The 18,424-nt window shown below is 69.7% G+C and carries 15 protein-coding genes and 1 pseudogene; 9 read left to right on the top strand and 7 right to left on the bottom strand.

Features of this window, described 5'->3' with window-relative positions; genetic code table 11:
- Positions 1-1,110 (top strand): MMPL family transporter (locus VJN29_RS15360; RefSeq protein ID WP_324144507.1); only part of this gene is annotated, 1,110 nt, incomplete at its 5' end.
- 59 nt (positions 1,111-1,169) lie between these two features.
- On the opposite strand, the gene VJN29_RS15355 is transcribed toward VJN29_RS15360, so the two are convergent.
- Positions 1,170-1,928, bottom strand: coding sequence for an endonuclease/exonuclease/phosphatase family protein (locus tag VJN29_RS15355; protein WP_324144506.1), 759 nt, complete (start codon positions 1,926-1,928; stop codon positions 1,170-1,172).
- Positions 1,929-2,060: 132 nt separating this feature from the next.
- On the opposite strand from VJN29_RS15355, the gene VJN29_RS15350 reads away from it, so the two are divergent.
- Positions 2,061-2,756 (top strand): nucleotidyltransferase family protein, encoded by a 696-nt coding sequence (locus VJN29_RS15350; protein ID WP_324144505.1) that lies wholly within the window; start codon positions 2,061-2,063, stop codon positions 2,754-2,756.
- Here the strand turns inward: VJN29_RS15350 and VJN29_RS15345 are convergent.
- Positions 2,722-4,041, bottom strand: a pseudogene (locus tag VJN29_RS15345) (glycosyltransferase); the annotation flags it as partial. The gene VJN29_RS15350 and the pseudogene VJN29_RS15345 sit on opposite strands and share 35 nt — an antisense overlap.
- 199 nt (positions 4,042-4,240) lie before the next feature.
- Between VJN29_RS15345 and VJN29_RS15340 the strand changes: the two are divergent.
- Both VJN29_RS15340 and VJN29_RS15335 read left to right on the top strand, forming a co-directional pair.
- Complete coding sequence (locus VJN29_RS15340; protein ID WP_324144504.1) at positions 4,241-5,584, top strand: adenylate/guanylate cyclase domain-containing protein; 1,344 nt, start codon at positions 4,241-4,243, stop codon at positions 5,582-5,584.
- A 4-nt stretch (positions 5,585-5,588) separates the two neighbouring features.
- On the top strand, positions 5,589-6,362 hold the full coding sequence (locus VJN29_RS15335; RefSeq protein WP_324144503.1) for an alpha/beta hydrolase: 774 nt from the start codon (positions 5,589-5,591) through the stop codon (positions 6,360-6,362).
- A 22-nt stretch (positions 6,363-6,384) separates the two neighbouring features.
- Here VJN29_RS15335 and VJN29_RS15330 read toward each other — a convergent pair whose 3' ends face one another.
- From VJN29_RS15330 to VJN29_RS15315, 4 genes are all read right to left on the bottom strand, one after another.
- Positions 6,385-7,644 (bottom strand): arginine deiminase, encoded by a 1,260-nt coding sequence (locus VJN29_RS15330; protein WP_324144502.1) that lies wholly within the window; start codon positions 7,642-7,644, stop codon positions 6,385-6,387.
- Between the two features lie 24 nt (positions 7,645-7,668).
- Positions 7,669-9,324, bottom strand: coding sequence for an MFS transporter (locus VJN29_RS15325; protein WP_324144501.1), 1,656 nt, complete (start codon positions 9,322-9,324; stop codon positions 7,669-7,671).
- Positions 9,325-9,393: 69 nt separating this feature from the next.
- A complete protein-coding gene (locus tag VJN29_RS15320) occupies positions 9,394-11,082 on the bottom strand; it encodes an AbgT family transporter (RefSeq protein ID WP_324144500.1) in 1,689 nt (562 codons plus the stop codon).
- Positions 11,079-12,602: a leucyl aminopeptidase gene (locus VJN29_RS15315; RefSeq protein WP_324144499.1), complete on the bottom strand. Its 1,524-nt coding sequence runs from the start codon at positions 12,600-12,602 to the stop codon at positions 11,079-11,081. Before VJN29_RS15315 ends, VJN29_RS15320 begins: the two co-directional genes overlap by 4 nt.
- A gap of 183 nt (positions 12,603-12,785) precedes the next feature.
- Here VJN29_RS15315 and VJN29_RS15310 point away from each other — a divergent pair, with 183 nt between their 5' ends.
- Together VJN29_RS15310 and VJN29_RS15305 are read left to right on the top strand one after the other, a co-directional pair.
- Positions 12,786-13,559, top strand: coding sequence for a response regulator transcription factor (locus VJN29_RS15310; protein WP_324144498.1), 774 nt, complete (start codon positions 12,786-12,788; stop codon positions 13,557-13,559).
- A 73-nt stretch (positions 13,560-13,632) separates the two neighbouring features.
- Entirely contained in the window at positions 13,633-15,051 is a 1,419-nt protein-coding gene (locus tag VJN29_RS15305; protein ID WP_324144497.1) for an amidase, read from the top strand.
- Between the two features lie 33 nt (positions 15,052-15,084).
- On the opposite strand, the gene VJN29_RS15300 is transcribed toward VJN29_RS15305, so the two are convergent.
- Complete coding sequence (locus VJN29_RS15300) at positions 15,085-15,741, bottom strand: nucleoside/nucleotide kinase family protein (protein ID WP_324144496.1); 657 nt, start codon at positions 15,739-15,741, stop codon at positions 15,085-15,087.
- 136 nt (positions 15,742-15,877) lie between these two features.
- Here VJN29_RS15300 and VJN29_RS15295 point away from each other — a divergent pair, with 136 nt between their 5' ends.
- The 3 genes from VJN29_RS15295 to VJN29_RS15285 form a co-directional block, all read left to right on the top strand.
- Positions 15,878-16,249 (top strand): STAS/SEC14 domain-containing protein, encoded by a 372-nt coding sequence (locus VJN29_RS15295; RefSeq protein ID WP_324144495.1) that lies wholly within the window; start codon positions 15,878-15,880, stop codon positions 16,247-16,249.
- Positions 16,250-16,314: 65 nt separating this feature from the next.
- The gene (locus VJN29_RS15290) at positions 16,315-17,361 is read left to right on the top strand and encodes a DUF2804 domain-containing protein (RefSeq protein WP_324144494.1); all 1,047 of its coding nucleotides are present in this window, start codon (positions 16,315-16,317) and stop codon (positions 17,359-17,361) included.
- Between the two features lie 151 nt (positions 17,362-17,512).
- A partial coding sequence (locus VJN29_RS15285; RefSeq protein WP_324144493.1) for a DUF480 domain-containing protein occupies positions 17,513-18,424 on the top strand: 912 nt, incomplete at its 3' end.

Here is an 18,424-nt window from a genome sequence, read left to right as displayed (position 1 = left end):
GTGGGCAGCATCGTGCTCGGTATCGGTGCCCTCGTTGCCATCGCGCTGCCCGCCCTCGACCTGAGGCTGGGTCTACCGGACGGATCTGCTGAGGCCGTCGAATCGACGCAGTACCAAGCCTTCTCGACGGTTTCTGACCAGTTCGGACCTGGACGCAACGCTCCTCTGCTCGTCGTTGCCAACCTCGTCGGCGTCCCCGGCACCACCCCGGACGTGACGGTGCAGGCGGCCATCGCGGAGGAGATCTCCGCGCAGGACGACGTCGTGGCGGTGGCGCCGATCGGAGTGTCCGAGGGCCGGACCGCTGCCGCCTTCCAGGTCGTCCCATCGGGTGGGCCGAACGACCCCTCCACCGAGCAGCTCGTCCACACGCTCCGCGAGCTCGAGCCGATGGGACGTACCGTCAACCTCGACGTCGCCGGCATGGCCAGCGGCAACATCGACATCTCGGACAAGCTGTCCGACGCCTTGCCTGCCTACCTCGGGCTCGTCGTGGGCCTGTCGTTCATCATCCTCATGCTCGTCTTCCGCTCGATCTTCGTGCCGGTCATCGCCACGCTCGGCTTCGTGCTCTCGTACTTCGCCGCGATCGGTGGGGTCGTGGCGATCTACCAGTGGGGCTGGCTCCCCGGTGTCTTCGGCGTCGACAACCCGAGCCCGATCCTCAGCTTCCTGCCCACGATGCTCGCCGGCATCCTCTTCGGCCTGGCCATGGACTACATGCTCTTCCTCGGCTCGGGCATGCGAGAGGCGTATGCCCACGGCGCCCCGGCACGACTGGCGGTGGTCCAGGGCCTGCATGCCGGCCGAAGCGTCGTGACCGCGGCCGCGATCATCATGGCCTCGGTCTTCGGTGGGTTCGTCTTCTCCGACAGCGCGATGATCCGACCCATCGGCTTCGGACTCGCATTCGGTGTCCTCGTCGACGCGTTCGTCGTGCGCATGCTCATCGTGCCCTCGCTCATGCACCTTGCCGGAGACACGGCATGGTGGTTGCCCAGGTGGCTCAACCGCCGACTGCCCAACCTCGACGTGGAGGGGGCGGGCCTCGAGCGCCGGCACCCGCACGAACAGAACCTGGAGTCCGCGCCAACCCTGACTCGCTCCTAGGCCGCGGGCACGTACCGCACAGTCGACGAGCCAGCCCAGAGGAGCCGGCCCAGCCGAGCTCAGCCCAGCTCGACCCAGAGGGCCCGGTGGTCGGAGATCGGCAGCGCGGGCGCGCCACTCTCCCCGACGCGTACCGATCCGCGCACGAGGATGTGGTCGATCTGCTCGCGTGCCTCGTCGACGGGGTAGGTCGGGTGACTGGCGACCGAGCGCATCTTCGCCATGTGCGTGGCCCGCTCCGCCTCCATGTTGAGGTCGCCCATGAGCACAACGGGCTCGCGGCAGTCCACGGTGGCTCGGACCAGCTTGCGCAGCTGCCGGACGTTCCACCACGGGATGAAGGACAGGTGGGTGCCGACGACCGTGCAGTCGCCGAGAGGCGTCTCGACGGAGGCCACCACGGCCACTCGCGGCTCGTCCGTCACGAGGTAGGGACGCAGTCGGCCCTTGAAGCGCATCGGCACGGGGAACGGCACGGGCTCGAGACGGATCACCTCCCAGCCCTTGACGGGATAGCGCGAGAGCAGGGCCACCCCGTAGGCGGCCGAGTCGGGCTGCTCGTCCCCCGTCGATGCCACCCAGGTCACGCCGGGGCTGCCGTGGATGGCGGCCACGAACCGGTGGTGCGGTGCACCCATGGCGTCGGCCGCCACCGACGTGAGGTCGGCAAATCCGGAGCGCTGCTGGTTCCGGTCCACCTCCTGCAGGGCGAGGATGTCTGCATCGAGGCGCTTGACGGCGTCGGCGAGGCCGGTCGGGTCGACGTGCTGGTCGGTGGGGACGCGTCCGTTGAGGATGTTGAAGGTCGCGACTCGCATGTAGGTTCCGTTACCCGCCTGCCGAAGACCGGCTCAGCGGCTGGCGGCATCCATTGCACCAAGGAGAACTCCGCGGCGCGTGCTGCACACTCGATGGAGGCCCAGCCCCTCAAGAACGGGTACAACCGATACATGGGTGAACCTGACCAGCACGACCTGCGCGAGGCGCTCAAGACGGTCGCCGTGGCCCTCAAGGCGACGGGTCGGCCGTTCGCGCTCATCGGCGGCTACGGCGTCTGGGCGCGGGGAGGGCCGGAGCCGAACCACGACGCGGACTTCCTCATCGCGCGGGAGGACGCCGAGGAGGTCATGCACGAGCTCGCCGACCAGGGCCTCCAGGTCGTGCAGCCGCCCGAGGACTGGCTCTTCAAGGTCTACGTGGACGACGCGCTGGTCGACGTCATCTTCCGGCCGGCCGGCACGTTTGCCACGCGCAGCGTCGTCGAGCGGGCCACCCCGCTCCGAGTGCTGTCGGTCGAGATGCCGGTCATGCCGGCCACGGACCTGCTCGTCCACCGGCTGAACGCCCTGAGCGAGCACTACTGCGACTTCGGCGTCCACATCCCGGTCGCCCGTGCGCTGCGGGAGCAGGTCGACTGGGACGCCGTGCGGGAGGAGACCGCGCCGAATCCGTTCGCCGCCGCCCTGCTCTTCCTCCTCGAGCGGCTCGAGATCATCGAGCCGCCCCAGGGCGTCAGTCGCCCAGTCTGGTCAGCAGCTCGACCCACTGGATCAGGTGGCGGTCACCGAGGAAGTCACGGCGCACCCGCTCCTGGGCGCGGTGACCCATCGCCGCGCGCAGCTCAGGATCGCGCAGCAGGCGGATGACGAGCGCGCCGAAGCTCTCGAGGTCGGCGGGGTCCTTGAGCAGGAACCCCTCGTCGCCATCGGTGAGCTGGTCCTGGAGCCCGCCCACCGCGCTCGCGATGACGGGGCGGCTCTTCCACATCGCCTCGGTCAGGGTGAGGCCGAACCCCTCCGCGAGGCTCTTCTGGACGACGATCGCCGCGTGCCGCTGGAGGGCGTTGACGATCAGGGCGTTCTCGTCGACGTCGTCCATGGGCAGCGACGCGAGGTGGCAGCGGCTCTGCACCTCGGGCGGCAGGGCCTGCCACACCGCGCGGCACTCGGCATAGACCTGGGCCCCCTCCGGGTCGTCCGCGACGCCAGAGACGTCCGGGCCCGCGAGCACCACGTGCGCGTCGTGCACGAACGGCGCGACGTGCGCGGCGAAACCGCTGAGCACGCCGGGCATGTCCTTGAGCCGGTCCCACCGGCTCACCTGCAGGACGAGGGGCGCGTCGATCGGAGGCGGGGAGTTCGACACGAGGTCGGCGTGGCGGCGCAACACCCCCTCGCTGCCGGCACGCCGATGGAAGCCGACCGTGCCGCGCGGGTCGCCGTTGTGGACGAGGCCGACGGCGAGCAGGATGCGCCGGACCTCCTCGCCGGGGATCTCGGCGTTCTTCGTCGCGAACGGGTCGATCGAGGGCTGGATGATCATGACGCGCTCTGGCGGGAGCCAGGCGGGGACGTAGCCTGCCCGGGAGAAGACGAAGGCGTCGGCCCCGAGGACGTACTCGCGCAGGAAGCCCCAACCGAGGTCGGTGATCTCCGTCGTGTCGTCGCGACCGATGTGGCAGCGCCACACGACGTGGGCGCCGAGCTGCCTGAGCCCGGCGGCTAGCCCCGCGGTCTGGGGGTCATGCAGGAGGACGACGTCGCCGGGACGGACCCTGTCGCGCAGCTGTGCGAGGTTGGCCTGCATCACGCGCTCATAGTGCGCCCGGTCATCGGCACCGAAGCCGGTGCGGCCGATGAGGGAACCGTGCAGCGCGTTGTGGAGGGCCTTGGTGATCTCGAAGAACTGCGGGTCGCCGTCCAGGACGAGCCAGTGTGTGTCCACCTCGGCGCCCCGGGCGTAGGCGAGCAGCACCTGCAGCATCTCGGCGACACCGCCGCCCGACGCGGTCGAGTTGATGTTCCAGATGATCCGCCCGGCGAGCGCCTTGCGGGCCAGCGCCGCTGTCGACAGGAACGTCTCGGCGCGGACGGGGTCCAGGAGCCCCGCCAGCTCCTCGAGCGGCTCGGCCTGGATCTGGACGGCGTCCATGGTCCCATCCTCACATCTCGGGCTTCGCGTACCCCGCATTTCCCGCACACTCGGCCCGGTAGGGCGGAAGGGCTGGAAGCGCGCGCGGGTGCGGAAGGGAACTCAGCGGCATACGGCCAATACCGTATGCCGCTGGGCTCGCTCCCAAGGCCACGATTCCTCCCAGCGTGGCGGGGTCCCGACGATATCGTCGGACGGGATGCGACCACAGACGAGATACGCGAAGCCCGCGGGCGGCTACGTGGCCTACCAGGCCTTCGGCGAGGGTGCGCGCGACATCCTCTTCGTCACCCACTGGGGGACCAACGTCGACGCGATGTGGGACGAGCCGGCGCTCGCGCACTTCTACCAGCGCCTGAGCCGCAACGGCCGCGTGATCTGCTACGACAAGCGCGGGACGGGAGTGTCCGACCCCGTTCCCCTCGCGACCTTGCCGACCCTCGAGGCGTGGATGGACGACGCGCGGGTCGCGCTCGACGCCGCGGGTTCACGGCGGGCGGTCGTGATCGGTGACACCGAGGGTGGTCCCATGGCGATGCTGTTGGCCGCGACCCACCCCGAGCGGGTCGAGAAGCTGGTCCTGCTCAACACGTACGCGCGGTGGCGAAGGGACGATGACTATCCCATCGGCATGCCGGCGCCGACGGTCGAGAAGCTCGTGTCCCTGTACGAACGGCACTGGGGCCAGGACCCGGCCATGATGCACCTGACCGCACCCAGCCTCGAGGGCGACGCGCGCGTCGAGGAGTGGTTCATGCGGTACCAGCGCCTGTCGATGCCGCCCGGCGCCGCGACGGAGATGTTCCGGTGGACCACCCAGGTCGACGTGCGCTCAGTGCTGCCGACGATCTCGGTGCCGACCCTGGTCCTGCACCGCAAGGAGAACCGGCACTACCGGCTGCCGTTCGGGCACTACCTCGCCGAGCACATCCCCCGTGCGCGGTTGGTCGAGCTGCCCGGGGCCGACTGCTACCCGCTGTTCACGCCACAGGCCGACGACGTGCTGGAAGAGATCTCGGCGTTCCTGTCAGGCGCCCCGGTGGAGGTGCGAGTCGAGCGTGAGCTGTCCACGGTGCTGTTCACGGACATCGTCGGGTCGACGGATCTCGTTGCCCGGTTGGGCGACTCGCGGTGGCTCGACCTGCGGGCAGCTCATGACGACGTGGTGCGTCGCCATCTCGCCGCTTTCCGTGGGCGCGAGGTGAAGACCACCGGTGACGGGTTCATCGCCACCTTCGACGGCCCGGCACGTGCGGTGCGGTGCGCGTGGTTGATCCGCGACTCGGTGCGGTCGTTGGGCGTGGAGATCCGGGCTGGTCTGCACACTGGGGAGATCGAGCTGCTCGACGGCGACATCGGAGGCATCGCGGTCCATCTTGCGGCCCGGGTCATGGGGCTGGCCGGCACCGGGGAGGTCCTCGTCTCCCGGATCCTGAGCGACTTGGTCGTGGGGTCGGGCATCGTGTTCGAGGACCGGGGAGTCCACGAGCTCAAGGGGATTCCCGGACCTCGGCAGCTCTGCCGCGTGGTGCGGGTCCCCTAGGGGTATGCGATTGGAGCGGCGGAGCGCTGTCGGGCCGGATCGGGTATGGGTCCGCTCGGTGCACCACCTGCCGAGTGGCGCGGGCCACCGCGGGCTCGTCGTCGTGCTCCCTGGCCTGGGGCTGCCCGGCTACACCCTGCCGACCGCCGAGGCGGTGGCGGCCCGGGGCGTCGAGTGTGCCGTGCTCGACGTGCCGGGCTTCGGGTCGGCGCACCCGCGAAGCTCACGGCCCGACATCGAGGCCATCGCATCGGTGGCGCGGCACTGGGTCCTCGAGCAGGCGGGACGTCGTCCCGTCGTCGTGCTGGGCCACTCGACCGGCGCGCAGGCAGCGCTCGTCACGGTGCTGGGCCTGCAGTCGAAACGGCGCGGCGTCGCCCTGGTCATGGCCGGTCCCACGTTCCGCCCAGAGCATCGGCGCGTGGCGCAGCTGCTCGCGTCCACCCCGCTGGCGTATCGCCTGGACCGACTGGGCGAGATCCGCGTCAAGGAGGTGCTGCGCGCCCGGGTCGACCTGGTGCGGATGGTCCGGAGCGGCCTGCGGGACGCACCGGAGTCGAAGGTCGCTGGTCTCGCCGCCCCGCTCACCGTCACCGCGGGCGTCGCCGACGCGTATGCGCCCTCTGCTTGGCTCGACCTGCTCGCCAGCTCCGCGGTGCGGTCGGTGGGCACGCGAACCTCGCTCCTCGCTGGCTCGCACAACAACCTCTACACCCATCCGCACGAGGTGGCCGCTCTGGTGGCGCTCGCCATGGATGATGCGCTGGCTTGGGCGTGAACGAGCGAGGCCGAGCCGCGGGTCAGAGGTCGATGGGGTCGCGGATGATGGGGCAGGTCATGCAGTGGCCACCGCCGCGGCCGCGGCCGAGCTCCGCGCCGACGATGGTGATGACCTCGACTCCGGCCTTGCGCAGAACGGTGTTGGTGTAGGTGTTGCGGTCGTAGGTGACGACGACCCCGGGCGCCAGGGCCACGAGGTTGTTGCCGCTGTCCCACTGCTGGCGCTCGGAGGCGTACACGTCGCCGCCGGTCGGAAGGGCTCGAAGCTGCTCGAGGCCCAGTGAGCGTGCGACGACGTCGAGGAACGGGGTGCCGGCCTTGTCCGTGACCTCGACTGCCTGGGCGGTGTGGCCCGGACGCAGGACGAAGGGATGGATCGAGTCGACGATCGACGGGAAGTACGTGACGACGTCACGGTCGGCGAAGGTGAAGATGGTGTCCAGGTGCATGGCGGCTCGCAGTTTCGGCATGCCGGCGACGACGACCTGCTCGGCGGCCCCGTGGTCGAACAGTGTCTTGGCAACCTGCGTGATCGCTTGGCGGGAGGTGCGCTCGCTCATCCCCATGAGCACGACGCCGTTGCCGACCGGCATGACGTCGCCGCCCTCGATGGTGGCCCGGCCCCAGTCCTGCTCGGGGTCGCCCCACCAGATCGTTGAGCCGACGAAATCCGGGTGGAACGTGTAGATCGCCTTGTACAGCAGGGTCTCGTCGTGCCGGGCCGGCCAGTACAGCGGGTTGAACGTCACCCCTCCGTAGATCCAGCAGGTGGTGTCTCGCGTGTAGAGGGTGTTGGGCAGCGGTGGCAGCAGGTAGTCGCGCTCACCGGTGGACTCGCGGGCCAGACCCACGTACGGCGTCCGGTGCTCGTCGGGCAGGTCGTTGGTGGCCAGGCCGCCGATGAGCAGCTCGGCGAGCCGGCGCGGTTCGAGCGAGTCGAGGTAGGCCCTGGTCGGCTCGACGAGGCCGAGACCGACCTCGTTCGGGACGATGAGTCGGTCGAGCAGCCAGTCGCGAGCACCCGGCACGGCCATGGTTGCTGTGACCAGGTCGTGCAGCTCGACGACCTCGATGCCCCGGTCGGTCATCTTGCCCACGAAGTCGGCGTGGTCGCGCTCGGCGTTCTCGACCCACAGCACGTCGTCGAAGAGCAGGTCGTCGGAGTTGGCTGGGGTGAGCCGCCGATGGGCCAGGCCGGGGCGGCAGACCAGGACCTTGCGTAGGGTTCCGACCTCGGAGTGGACGCCGTACGTGCTGGAAACGCTCGGTGTGGCGCTCATGCAGATTCCTTTCGGGGAGCACCGCTAGTCTCGCGCGTCCTCGTTGACGATGTCCTCGGCTGACAGCTCGCCCGGCACGTACCTCGGCAGTCGAGCCGCTGGGAAGATCGCCAACAACGATATGCCGCCCACGATCAGCAACGACGCCCGCAACGCCCGGAGCCGGGCAGCTGCGTTGATCGCGACCGCGTCCGCCACCTGCGCCGGCGTCGCCGAGGTCTCCCCGAGTGTGTTCGCCAGCTCGGTGTCGGTCACGAAGTCCACTTCCCCGAAGGGCACTCCCGCCTGGAGCTCCGAAGGCAGCTCCGATCGGGTGAAGCCCGAGGCGAGGAACATGCTCAACAGCCCGACTGCCACGACGCTGGCCAACGCCGCGCCCAGAGCGTTTGAGACGTTGTTCGCCACGCCGCGCAACGCACCGACGTCGCCGGCGAGTCGTTTCGGCGACGCGGACACGAGCACGTTGAAGAGCAGGGTGAGCAGCGTGCCCTCACCCGCGCCGACGAGGAGCAGTCCGAGGATGACCGTGACGGTGCTCCACTCGTTACCGATGGTGAAGGCCACCACCAGCAGCCCGATGGCGATGAGAACGAACGAGGCGATCCCGAGCGTGCGCGGTGGGGCCCGGTCGTACAGCCGCACCGTGAGAACACCCGATATCGCGATTGCAGCCGTGTACGGGAGGATGGCGACCGCGGTGAACAGGGGCGTCCGGTCCTGGATGATCTGGACGTAGAGCGGGATGAGGAAGCCCACCGCGAGGCCAAGGCTTCCCGCGACGAGAAGCGCGATGACGGCGCTCTTCTCCTCCCTGCTCTCCATGACCTCGATCGCGAGCAGCGGCTGCTGGTGGTTCTTCACACGCCGGTTGGACCACGCGAAGTAGGCCTGACCGAGCACGATCCCGGCCAGGATGAGGATCGGCGCAGGCGACAGGCGCAGCAGCGAGAACGGTGCCTCCTCCTCGGCCACCAGCGGCCCCCACGTCTGCAGGTTGTTGAAGCCGAACAGGATGAGCGCGACTGCCGCAGCGGAGAGCACGACCCCGACGAAGTCGATCGCGATGCTCGGCTGGCGAGGGATCGGCGCCAGGCGGAAGCTCAGGACGAGGACGACGACCGCGAGGACGACCAGCAGCCCATAGGAGTAGCGCCAGCTGAGGACCGTGGCCAGGTAGCCGGCGATGAGGAAGGTGACTGCGCTGGCGACCGCGGGCATGCCTGCCAGCACGCCGAGCGCCGTTTCCTGCTGCCGGCCGTGGTAGTTGGCGGCAATGAGCACCACGAAGGTCGGCACGCCCGCGGCGGCGGCTACTCCCGCGATCACCTGGGCGGTGTTCATCGTGATGACGTTCGTGCTGCTCGCCATCAGGGCCATCGACGCGCCGTGGACCACGACGCTTGCCTGGAGCACTCGACGCTCACCGAGGAGCTTGCCGAGCTTCGCGCCGAGCATGACGAACGCGGCGACGAACAGCGAGTAGAGCAGGAGCGCGGTCGCGGCGGCTGTCGCCGGTGCGTCCAGATCCGCGGAGATCGGCCCCAGCGACACCGGCAGGACGCTGATGTTGATGGCCATCTGCAGTTGGGCGAGGACGATGATGGTCAACGGCGACCAGGACGCCCGCGCCGCGCGAGTGTCGGCAGTGGTGGCTCCGGCGGGCGAATCTGGCGTCGTCATCTGCGGTTTGCCCTGGTCAGCACTGAACCGGACCGAGGGTCACTGTACTCGGGTCCCAGTCCGCGAGCGCTAGCCAAGGTGGACCGGCGCACTCGGGCCCCAGGGAATGCCGAGGAGGTACCAGGCGATGAAGAAGAGCATCCACGTCACGAGGACGATGACGGTGTACGGGAGCATCATGGACACCACGGTCCCGAGGCCGGCCTTGCGCTGGTAGCGCTGGCACACGAGGACGATGAAGGGCAGATAGACCATGAGCGGCGTGATGACGTTCATCGGCCCGTCCCCGACGCGGTAGGCGGCGATGACGGTCTGCGGCGCGATTCCCAGGCGGTAGAAGAGCGGGATGAAGATCGGCGCGAGGATCGCCCACTTCGGGATGACCCCGGGCATGATCAGGTCGATGATCGCGACGAGGAGGATGAACCCGATCAGGAGAGCGAGGGCTCCGATGTTCGCGCCCTCGAGGATCTCGGCGAGGCTCGTCGCAGCAAGTCGCGACATGTTCGAGTAGTTGAAGTACGCGATGAACTGGGCGATGAGCAGCATGAGGAAGATCAGGCCGCCGAGCCCGTTGAACGTCTTGACGATCGCGTTGATGATGTTCGTGCTTCCGGTGAGCGTCTTGGCGCCCCGGCCGTAGCCGAGGCCGGCCGCGAGGAAGATCATCGAGATGATGAAGAGCAGGCTGCTCATGAACGGCGAGGAGCCGAAGATCTCGCCCGTCTCGGGGTTCCGAAGCGGCGCGCCGGGGATGACGGTCAGCAACGCGATGATGACAATGGCACCGAGGGTGTAGAGACCGGACATCCGCAGTCCGCGCGACTCCAGCGCCATCTCCTCGTCGGTGGCTGTGTGCTCGTGGGTGCCCTCCCCGGACGCGTCGGCGGGATCCCACCTGCCGAGTCTCGGCTCGAGGAGCCGCTCGGTGATCCACGTCATGACGAGGGCACAGAAGAACGTCGCAGCAATGGCGAAGAAGAGGTTGTGCGTCACGTTGAGCTCGCCGCCGGGTGCGACGAGGGCGACCATCTCGTTGGTGACCTCGGTGATGATCCCGTCGGCGGGCGTGATGAGGATGTTGACGAAGAACGACGCACTGACACCGGCGTAAGCCGCCGCGACCCCCACGAGCGGATGCCGCCCGAGCGAGGCGAAGGCTGCGGCTCCGAGCGGGATGAGCACGAGGTACCCGGCGTCAGATGCAACGCTGGAGATACCACCGAGCAGCACGATGATGAAGGTGATGGCACCGGCCGGGGCGACCTTCACCATCTTGCGGATCAGCGCGGCCATGAGGCCGGCCTCCTCCGCGACGCCCACGCCGATCATGGCGACGAGGATCACGGCGACGACTCCGAAGTCGTTGAAGTTCTGGACCGCCGTGGTGAAGATGAATCGGATGCCGTCCGCGGTCAGCAGGCTCTTCGCCGTGATCGTCTCGATCTCGATCTCGTAGTCCGGGATCGCCTCCTCGGGATGCGGCGACAGCGACGGGTTGGTCGTCCCTCCCTCGTACTCGGGCTCGACCTGGATCACCTCGGGGTGGGCCACCTCCGTGGTGACGCTCGCCCCGGTGAGGTAGAGGACGTGCGAGAGGAGGATGACCCCGATGATGAGGCCGAGGAAGATGATGGCGGGGTGTGGGACGCTGTTTCCGACCCGCTCGATCGTGCCGAGCAGGCGCTGCATCCCGCCCTGCTTCTCCTCGACCTTCGGTCCACCTCCGGCGCCGGGCTGCTCGGCGGCGCCGTTCACCCGGTCACCTCCTGTGCAGCCAGCGGCTGGAAGGACATCGCAACCTCGATGAGCAAGCGCGCCCCGAACCCGGTCGCACCCTTGTTGCGCCAGGTCCGAGCCTCTGGCAGCTGCGCCGTGCCGGCGATGTCGAGGTGCGCCCAAGGGTGTCCGTCGACGAACTCAGCAAGGAACAGGGCTGCTGTGATCGAGCCGGCGTTGGGGCCACCCATGTTGGTGAAGTCGGCGATCGGCGAGTCGAGCTGCTTGCGATAGGGCCGGTGGAGGGGCAGCTCCCAGACCGGCTCGTCGACGGCAGCACCGGCCCGCTTGACCTGGGCGACGAGCTCCTCGTGGTTGCCCATGAGGCCGGCGACGTCGACTCCGAACGTGCGCAGGCACGCCCCAGTCAGGGTCGCGATGTCGACGATCGCGTCGACTGGCTCCTCCGTGGCGAGCGCCAGGGCATCGGCCATGACGAGGCGCCCCTCCGCGTCGGTGTTGAGCACCTCGACGGTCTTGCCGTTGCGCATCGTGAGGATGTCGCCCAGCTTGAGGGCGGTGCCCGAGGGCATGTTGTCGGTGCACATGAGGTACCCGGTCACCGCAGTGGTGCAGCCGAGCTCCCGCAGCGCCGTCATCGAGGCCAGCACTGCCGCAGCGCCGGTCATGTCGTTCTTCATCTGGGCGTGCGACTCGTCGCTCGGTTTGAGGCTGATGCCGCCGGAGTCGTACATGATCCCCTTGCCGACGAACGTGATCCGGGCCGTGGGTGACTCCGGCTGGTAGCGCAGGCGGATCATCCGCGGCTCCTCGGCGCTGCCCAGGTTGACGCCGAGCAGCCCGCCGCAGCCGAGCTCGATGAGCTGGGCCTTGTCGAACACCTCGACCTGCAGTCCCGACGCGGCACCAGCCTCCTCGGCGACCTGTGCCATCCGCGTTGCGGTCAGCGTCACGGCTGGGCAGTTGGCCAGGTCGCGGGCAAGGCACGCCGCGGCCGCGGTGGCCCGCCCCCGGCGGATGCCCTCGGCGACCTCGTCCGCCTGGGCGTCGGAGGCCACGATGGCGAGCGAATCGAGAGTCGGCTCGTCGCCGCCGGCCCCGACGAAGAAGCGCCACCGGGCGAGCAGCACTCCTTCGGTGACGGCCTGGGCGAACTCTGCTGCACCCAACGCCTGGTCACGGTCGGGCACCTCGACGGCGAGGCGCTTGTGCTGCGGGACCGCCCGGGCGAAGTCACCGGCGAGGTCACGCACGAGTGCGGCATCGACCACGGACGGGGACCCGATCCCGAGGGCGACGAGGGCCGGACCATTGGTCTGGGGGATGACGAGCGACTCGCCGCGCTTGGCCGTGAAGCCGGCAGCGGCGAGGGCCGCGGCATCGTGGCCCAGCTCCGGCGGCGGCTCCGATCCCAGGGTCACCGGCACCGCGAGCGCTCCCGCATCCCCCTCGGTCGGCAGCTCCCGCACGACACTGACCGGGACCGGCCGCCGCATGGACGGTGTGGGATCGAACGAGCGGATGGCCGAACTGTTCATGGGATGCTCCTGGAGGGACGGCGCTGCACCAGTGAGGTGCTCATGACCCACGTCATCGCCAGACTGCACGGTTTCTTGCGTGGAGATGAACCCCCAGAACTGGGGGGTCACTGCATCGCGGCGCCATAGACTCGAGTCACTTCAGTCCCGTCTGCAGCGGGAGGACGACTCGAGGGGGCCGAGATGGCGGAGCCGATCGGTGAGGAGTCTCGGACCACGGCCCATCCAGCCCAACCTCATGGTGCGGCCCTGCCGTTCCGCGTGGCCATCATCGACGACCAGGCCGTCGCCGCCGCTGGGCTGGCGAGCATCCTCGCGGCGGAGGACGACCTTGACCTCGTCGCGAGTGCGGCGACCGTATCGCAGCTGCTCGCGGGAGACGAAGCCTTCGACGTGGTCCTGCTCGGCCTGCAGCTGGGGGATGGCTCCACACCGACGGAGAACGTCACCCGGCTGCGGGAGACGGGGACACCCGTTGTTGCCTACATGTCCGACGAGCAGCCCGCCCTCGTGCACGAGGCGGTCCGGTCCGGCATCGCTGCGATGATCCGCAAGTCCGAGTCCACCCCGGTGCTCGTCGCCGGTATCCGGGCCGTGCTCCGCGGGCGGACAGTCGCACCCCCCGATTGGGCCCTCGACGCCCACGCAGACGGAGCCGCGGGCAGAGACGTGGGCAGAGACGCGGGCAGGGACGCGGGCAGGGACGCGGGGAGAGACTCGGACGAAGACCTCGGCGGGGCAAGGCTCACCCCGCGGGAGCGACAGGTCCTCATGCTCTACGCGTCGGGCGAGAAGGCCGACCGGGTCGCCCGGACCCTCGGGATCTCACGGGCAACCGTGCTCGACCACATCAAGAACATCCGCGCGAAGTACTCAGCGAGCCACCGCCCTGCGCCGACCAAGATCCACCTCTACCACCGGGCCGTCGAGGATGGGCTCCTGCCCCCGATCTGGTGAAGCCCGGTCTCGCCATTGGTCTGGGGGGCCGTCGAGAGTTGAACGAACGGGCCAGTCGGGCAATGGTGTCCCCATGACCGACCTGATCCGCTCGACCGCCACCGAGGTCGTCGGCCTGCTGCGTGCCGGCGACGTCTCTCCCACCGAGGTCCTCGACGTCCTCGAGGAGCACGTGCTCGCGACGGACCAGGCCGTCAACGCGCTGCCGATCCGCTTCTTCGAGGCGGCCCGCGCCGCAGCCGGGCAGCTCGAACGCGAGCGCCCGGTCCCCACGGACCGCGGATGGCTCGCCGGCCTGCCCGTGGCGATCAAGGACTACAACGACGTCGGGGGCCAGCTCACGACGAACGGGTCTCCGATCTTCGCGGACACCGTGGCCCTCGAGTCGGACGCCCTGGTCCGCCAGGTCGAGCTGCACGGCGGGATCCCCTACGCCAAGAGCAACGTGCCGGAGTTCGCTGGTGGGCACACGTACAACACCGTCTGGGGTGCCACGCGCAACCCGTGGCACACCGCGCGCAGCGCTGGCGGGTCGTCGGGTGGCTCGGCCGCCGCGCTCGCATCGGGCAGCGCCTGGCTCGCCACCGGGAACGACCTCGGCGGCAGCCTTCGCACACCCGCTGGCTACAACGGGGTGGTCGGCGTGCGACCCACACCGGGCCTCGTGCCGAGGAAGCGACCGCCCGTCCCGTTCGACGCACTGTGGGTCGAGGGACCGATGGCGCGCAACGTCGCCGACGCGGCCCTGTTCCTCGACGCGCTTGCCGGCCCTGACGCGCACGACCCGATGACGCGGGAGCGACCCGCGAGGAGCTTCGTCGAGCGGCTCGGACAGGTCCCCGAGTTCCTCCGGGTCGGCTACACGCCCGACCTCGGAGTGCTGCCGGTCGAGCGAGAGATCCGCGATATCACGGAGCGCTCGCTCGGCCACCTCCGCGACCTGGGCGCGGACGTCACCGGTGACGCGCCCGACTTCACCGGCGCCTACGACACCTTCCAGACGCTGCGCGCGCAGTTCCTGGCGACGGTCAGGGGGGACCTGCTCGAGACCGACCGGCACCGCATCAAGGACGACATCGTCTGGAACGTCGAGCTCGGCCTGACCCAGTCGCTCGCCGACGTCCAAGCCGCCGAGCGGGCTCGAGGCGAGCTGATCCACCGGACCATGGACTTCTTCGCGGATCACGACGTGCTCGTCGTCCCCTCTGCGCCGCTCAGCCCCTTCCCCGTCGAGTGGACCGCACCGTCGTCGATCGACGGGACGCCGATGCGCACCTACGTCGACTGGATCTCGATCACCTTCATGATCACCCTGACGGCCTGCCCGGTGGTCGCCCTACCCTGCGGCCTGTCGTCGGAGGGGCTGCCCGTGGGTGTGCAGCTCGTCGGGCGTCCCGGCTCGGAAGGGCAGCTGCTGGCGGTCGCCGCCGCCCTCGAGGGTGCCGTCGGCATCGCCGAGCAGCTGCCCATCGTTCCGCGCGAACCCATCTGAGTCCCAAAAACATTCAGTCCGGCATGGCGCCTGTCAGCAGACCCAGCCGTCGGGCGTGTTGACGATGAGGCGGTCGGCGCGGTGTGAGGCCGAGGAGATGAGCGCCGCGTTGGCCTCGTCGGTCTCGCGCACCCAACGAGCCGCTGACTCGGCGTCCTTGCCGAAGGCGACGTGGCGGTCGACGAGGCGGGCCTGCCGCGCGTCGTCATGGGTGGTGACGTACCAGGCCTCGGTGAGCTGTGCGCGAGCGGCCTCCCAACGTGGCTGCGGCAGGAGCAGGTAGTTGCCCTCGGTGACCACGAGGCGGGCACTGGGTGGGACGACCACGGCCGCGGCGATCGGTTGCTCGAGGGTGCGCTCGAAACCCGGCGCGTAGATGGGCTGGTCCGGGTGATCGAGGAGGCGGCGCAACAGGTCTGCATAGCCGTCGGCGTCGAACGTGTCCGGGGCGCCCTTGCGGCCGCGGGCACCGAGCCGCTCGAGCTGGACGTCGGCGAGGTGGAAGCCGTCCATCGGCACGTGCGCCACCCAATCCGTGCCCTGCGTGGCAGCGACCCTGACCAGGAGAGCCTCGGCGAGGGTGGACTTCCCCGCCCCCGGTGCTCCCGCGATGCCGAGCAGGGCGCGACGCCGCTCGCCCACGAGGGCGATTGCCGCGTCAGCCAGCTGGTCGATCCCGTCGTGGCGCATGAGGACATTGTGTCCGCGCCTTCAGCGACGGCTGGGAACCAACGACTGGAGCATCCACACTGGGTCGTAGGGCGACTCCGCCTCCGAGTCCAGAGTGGGCTCGTGATCGTTGGTCCAATACGAGTAGGAGCCAGTGATGATCCACGTCCTTGACGGAATGCCCGATGGTGTCGTCGGTTTCACCGCGAGCGGCAAGCTGACGACCGACGACTACACCAAGGTGCTCGTACCGGCCATCGAAGCCGCGAGTGCCGGTTCAGGCCAGATCCGCATCCTGCTCGACTTCACCGGCAGCTTCGACGGCGTCGAAGCCGGGGCGGTCTGGCAGGACCTCCGAATGGGAGTCCGGAACCTCAGCGCGTGGGAACGCATCGCCCTTGTCACCGACCACAAGTGGATGCGCGACGGCCTCACCATGTTCGCGTGGGCCATGCCGGGCGAGGCCAGGGCCTTCCCCGCACATGAGCGTGAGACGGCTCTCGAGTGGCTCGCGGAAAGCGAGTCCTGAGTCCTTCGGCAGGCAGACGAGTCCCGCCCGGAGGGCCACGCAGCGGGCCACATAGAGTTCGGCAGGTGGCCGACGTTCCCCTCCCGCAACCACTCGCGCATCGTCCCGTCCCCGAGCGCGAGCTCACGGCGCCGGTGCTGCTCACCCTCCCCGACGGTCGTCTCAACCCCGACGCGGTGGGCTGGACCCGCACTCCCCTGATCGTCACGGACGGAGTGGGCCGCGGACGGCGCGCGTGGGGCCGGACCAAGCGGTGGGAGTACTGGGCGGTGACGACTCCGACGCATGTCGTGGCGCTCACCGTGTCCGACCTCGACTACGCCGCCCTCCACTCGATCTGGCTGCTCGACCGCCGCACCGGCGTCGAGATCGCACACGAGGCCGTCGGCCTGCTCGGCGGCAGCGCGACCCTGCCCGGGACCCTCGGGCGCGGCGCAGTCCGCGCCCGGACCCTCGCGGTGCGCATCGACATCGACGAGGTCGACGGCGGCACGCGCCTCCGTGCCGTCGGTGAGCGCGTCCGGGTCGACATCCGCGCGCACCGTCCGGAGGGGCACGAGTCCCTCGGGGTCGTCGTGCCGTGGAGCAGGCGGCGCTTCCAGTACACCGTCAAGGACGTCGCCCGCCCCGCCGAGGGCACGATCTTCGTCGACGGGCACCCGGAGCCGTTCCCCGCCGGGGTGTCGTGGGCGACGCACGACCACGGCCGTGGGCGGTGGCCGCGCGCGGTCCACTGGAACTGGGGCGCCGGCTCGGGAGTCACCAACGGGCACGTCATCGGGATCCAGGTCGGCGGGCGCTGGACCGACGGCACCGGCTCGGTCGAGAACGCCCTGCTCGTCGACGGCCGGCTCACCAAGGTGAGCGAAGAGCTCGCGTGGGAGTACGACCCGGAGAACTGGATGGCGCCCTGGCGCGTGCGCGGCGAGGCCGTCGACCTCACCTTCACGCCCGAGCACGTCCGGGAGTCGGTCACCGATTTCGTGGTCGTCTCGTCGAGCACGCACCAGTGCTTCGGGACGTGGTCCGGGCGAGCGCGGGACGAGCACGGCCGTTGGGTGTCCGTCGCCGACGTCTACGGGTGGGCGGAGGACGTACGCAACCGCTGGTGAGCGAGGGGGCGCCCAGCTCACGATCGAGACCCACCCAGCTCAGCGGCATACGGCATGGTCCGTATGCCGCTGAGCTCGCTTCCCGACGGACGTGGCCACCCGCTCCTCCCGCGCTGGGACGCCGAGGGCAAACGGCTCTAGGGTCGTGGAGGTGAGCGAGCTCCCTGTCCTGGGTCCCGAGGACCAGCGCGTGCTGGGCAGCCTCCTGGAGAAGCAGGCGACGGTGCCGGCTTCGTACCCCCTCACGGCCAACGCGCTGCGGGCCGCGTGCAACCAGACGAGCAACCGGGAGCCCGTCGTCGACTTCGACGACGAGACCGTCGAGCGAACCGCCCGTGCCCTCCGGGATCGGGGGCTGGTTCGGATTGTGTGGGCCGACACCGGCCGACGCACCCTCAAGTACCACCAGATCCTCGACGAGCGGCTCGGGCTCGACCCGGACGAACGCGCGCTCCTCACGGTGTTGCTGCTGCGTGGCGCGCAAGCCCCCGGTGAGCTGCGGACTCGAACGGAACGGCTGCACGGTTTTGCTGACCGATCCGAGGTCGAGGCGTGCCTGCGCGGGATGGCGTCGCGCGCCCAGCCGCTCGTGCGTGAGCTCGAGCGGCAACCCGGCCAGAAGGACCGACGCTGGGTCCACCTCCTCGGCCCCGTTCCGTACCTTGCCGACGTGGTGCCGCCCGCGGGCGTCGACCGGGAGGTCGTGGTTGCCGACGGTGCGGAGGCGCGGGACGCTCGCGTACGCACGTCGTATGACGCGGTTGCCACCGCGTATGCCGATGCCTTGGTGGACGAGCTGCGGGGGCTGCCGTTCGAGCGCTGGCTGCTGGATCGGGTGATCGCGCACGCGGGCGAAGAGCCCGTGGTGGAGGTCGGCTCGGGTCCGGGCCACGTCACGGCGTATCTGGCGGACGGTGGGGCCGACGCGGTGGGGATCGACCTCTCGCCCGCGATGGTGGCCGAAGCGCGGCGGCGTTTCCCGGATGGCAGGTTCGAGGTCGGCGACCTCCGGCGGCTGATGCGTCCGGCGACGAGCTCCGGGTGGGCCGCGGTCCTGGGGTGG

This window comes from Intrasporangium sp., assembly GCF_035280925.1.
GTDB lineage: Bacteria > Actinomycetota > Actinomycetes > Actinomycetales > Dermatophilaceae > Intrasporangium.
Note: the sequence above shows the minus strand (reverse complement) of the source record. Positions and strands in the feature narration are given on the sequence as shown.

Bases quoted from the DNA above. Each gene is read 5' to 3' on its own strand.
- VJN29_RS15315 (WP_324144499.1), bottom strand. From the start codon at position 12,602: ATGAACAGTTCGGCCATCCGCTCGTTCGATCCCACACCGTCCATGCGG.
- VJN29_RS15295 (WP_324144495.1), top strand. From the start codon at position 15,878: ATGATCCACGTCCTTGACGGAATGCCCGATGGTGTCGTCGGTTTCACC.
- VJN29_RS15350 (WP_324144505.1), top strand. From the start codon at position 2,061: ATGGGTGAACCTGACCAGCACGACCTGCGCGAGGCGCTCAAGACGGTC.
- VJN29_RS15330 (WP_324144502.1), bottom strand. From the start codon at position 7,644: ATGAGCGCCACACCGAGCGTTTCCAGCACGTACGGCGTCCACTCCGAG.
- VJN29_RS15335 (WP_324144503.1), top strand. From the start codon at position 5,589: ATGCGATTGGAGCGGCGGAGCGCTGTCGGGCCGGATCGGGTATGGGTC.
- VJN29_RS15310 (WP_324144498.1), top strand. From the start codon at position 12,786: ATGGCGGAGCCGATCGGTGAGGAGTCTCGGACCACGGCCCATCCAGCC.
- VJN29_RS15340 (WP_324144504.1), top strand. From the start codon at position 4,241: ATGCGACCACAGACGAGATACGCGAAGCCCGCGGGCGGCTACGTGGCC.
- VJN29_RS15325 (WP_324144501.1), bottom strand. From the start codon at position 9,324: ATGACGACGCCAGATTCGCCCGCCGGAGCCACCACTGCCGACACTCGC.
- VJN29_RS15355 (WP_324144506.1), bottom strand. From the start codon at position 1,928: ATGCGAGTCGCGACCTTCAACATCCTCAACGGACGCGTCCCCACCGAC.
- VJN29_RS15305 (WP_324144497.1), top strand. From the start codon at position 13,633: ATGACCGACCTGATCCGCTCGACCGCCACCGAGGTCGTCGGCCTGCTG.
- VJN29_RS15300 (WP_324144496.1), bottom strand. From the start codon at position 15,741: ATGCGCCACGACGGGATCGACCAGCTGGCTGACGCGGCAATCGCCCTC.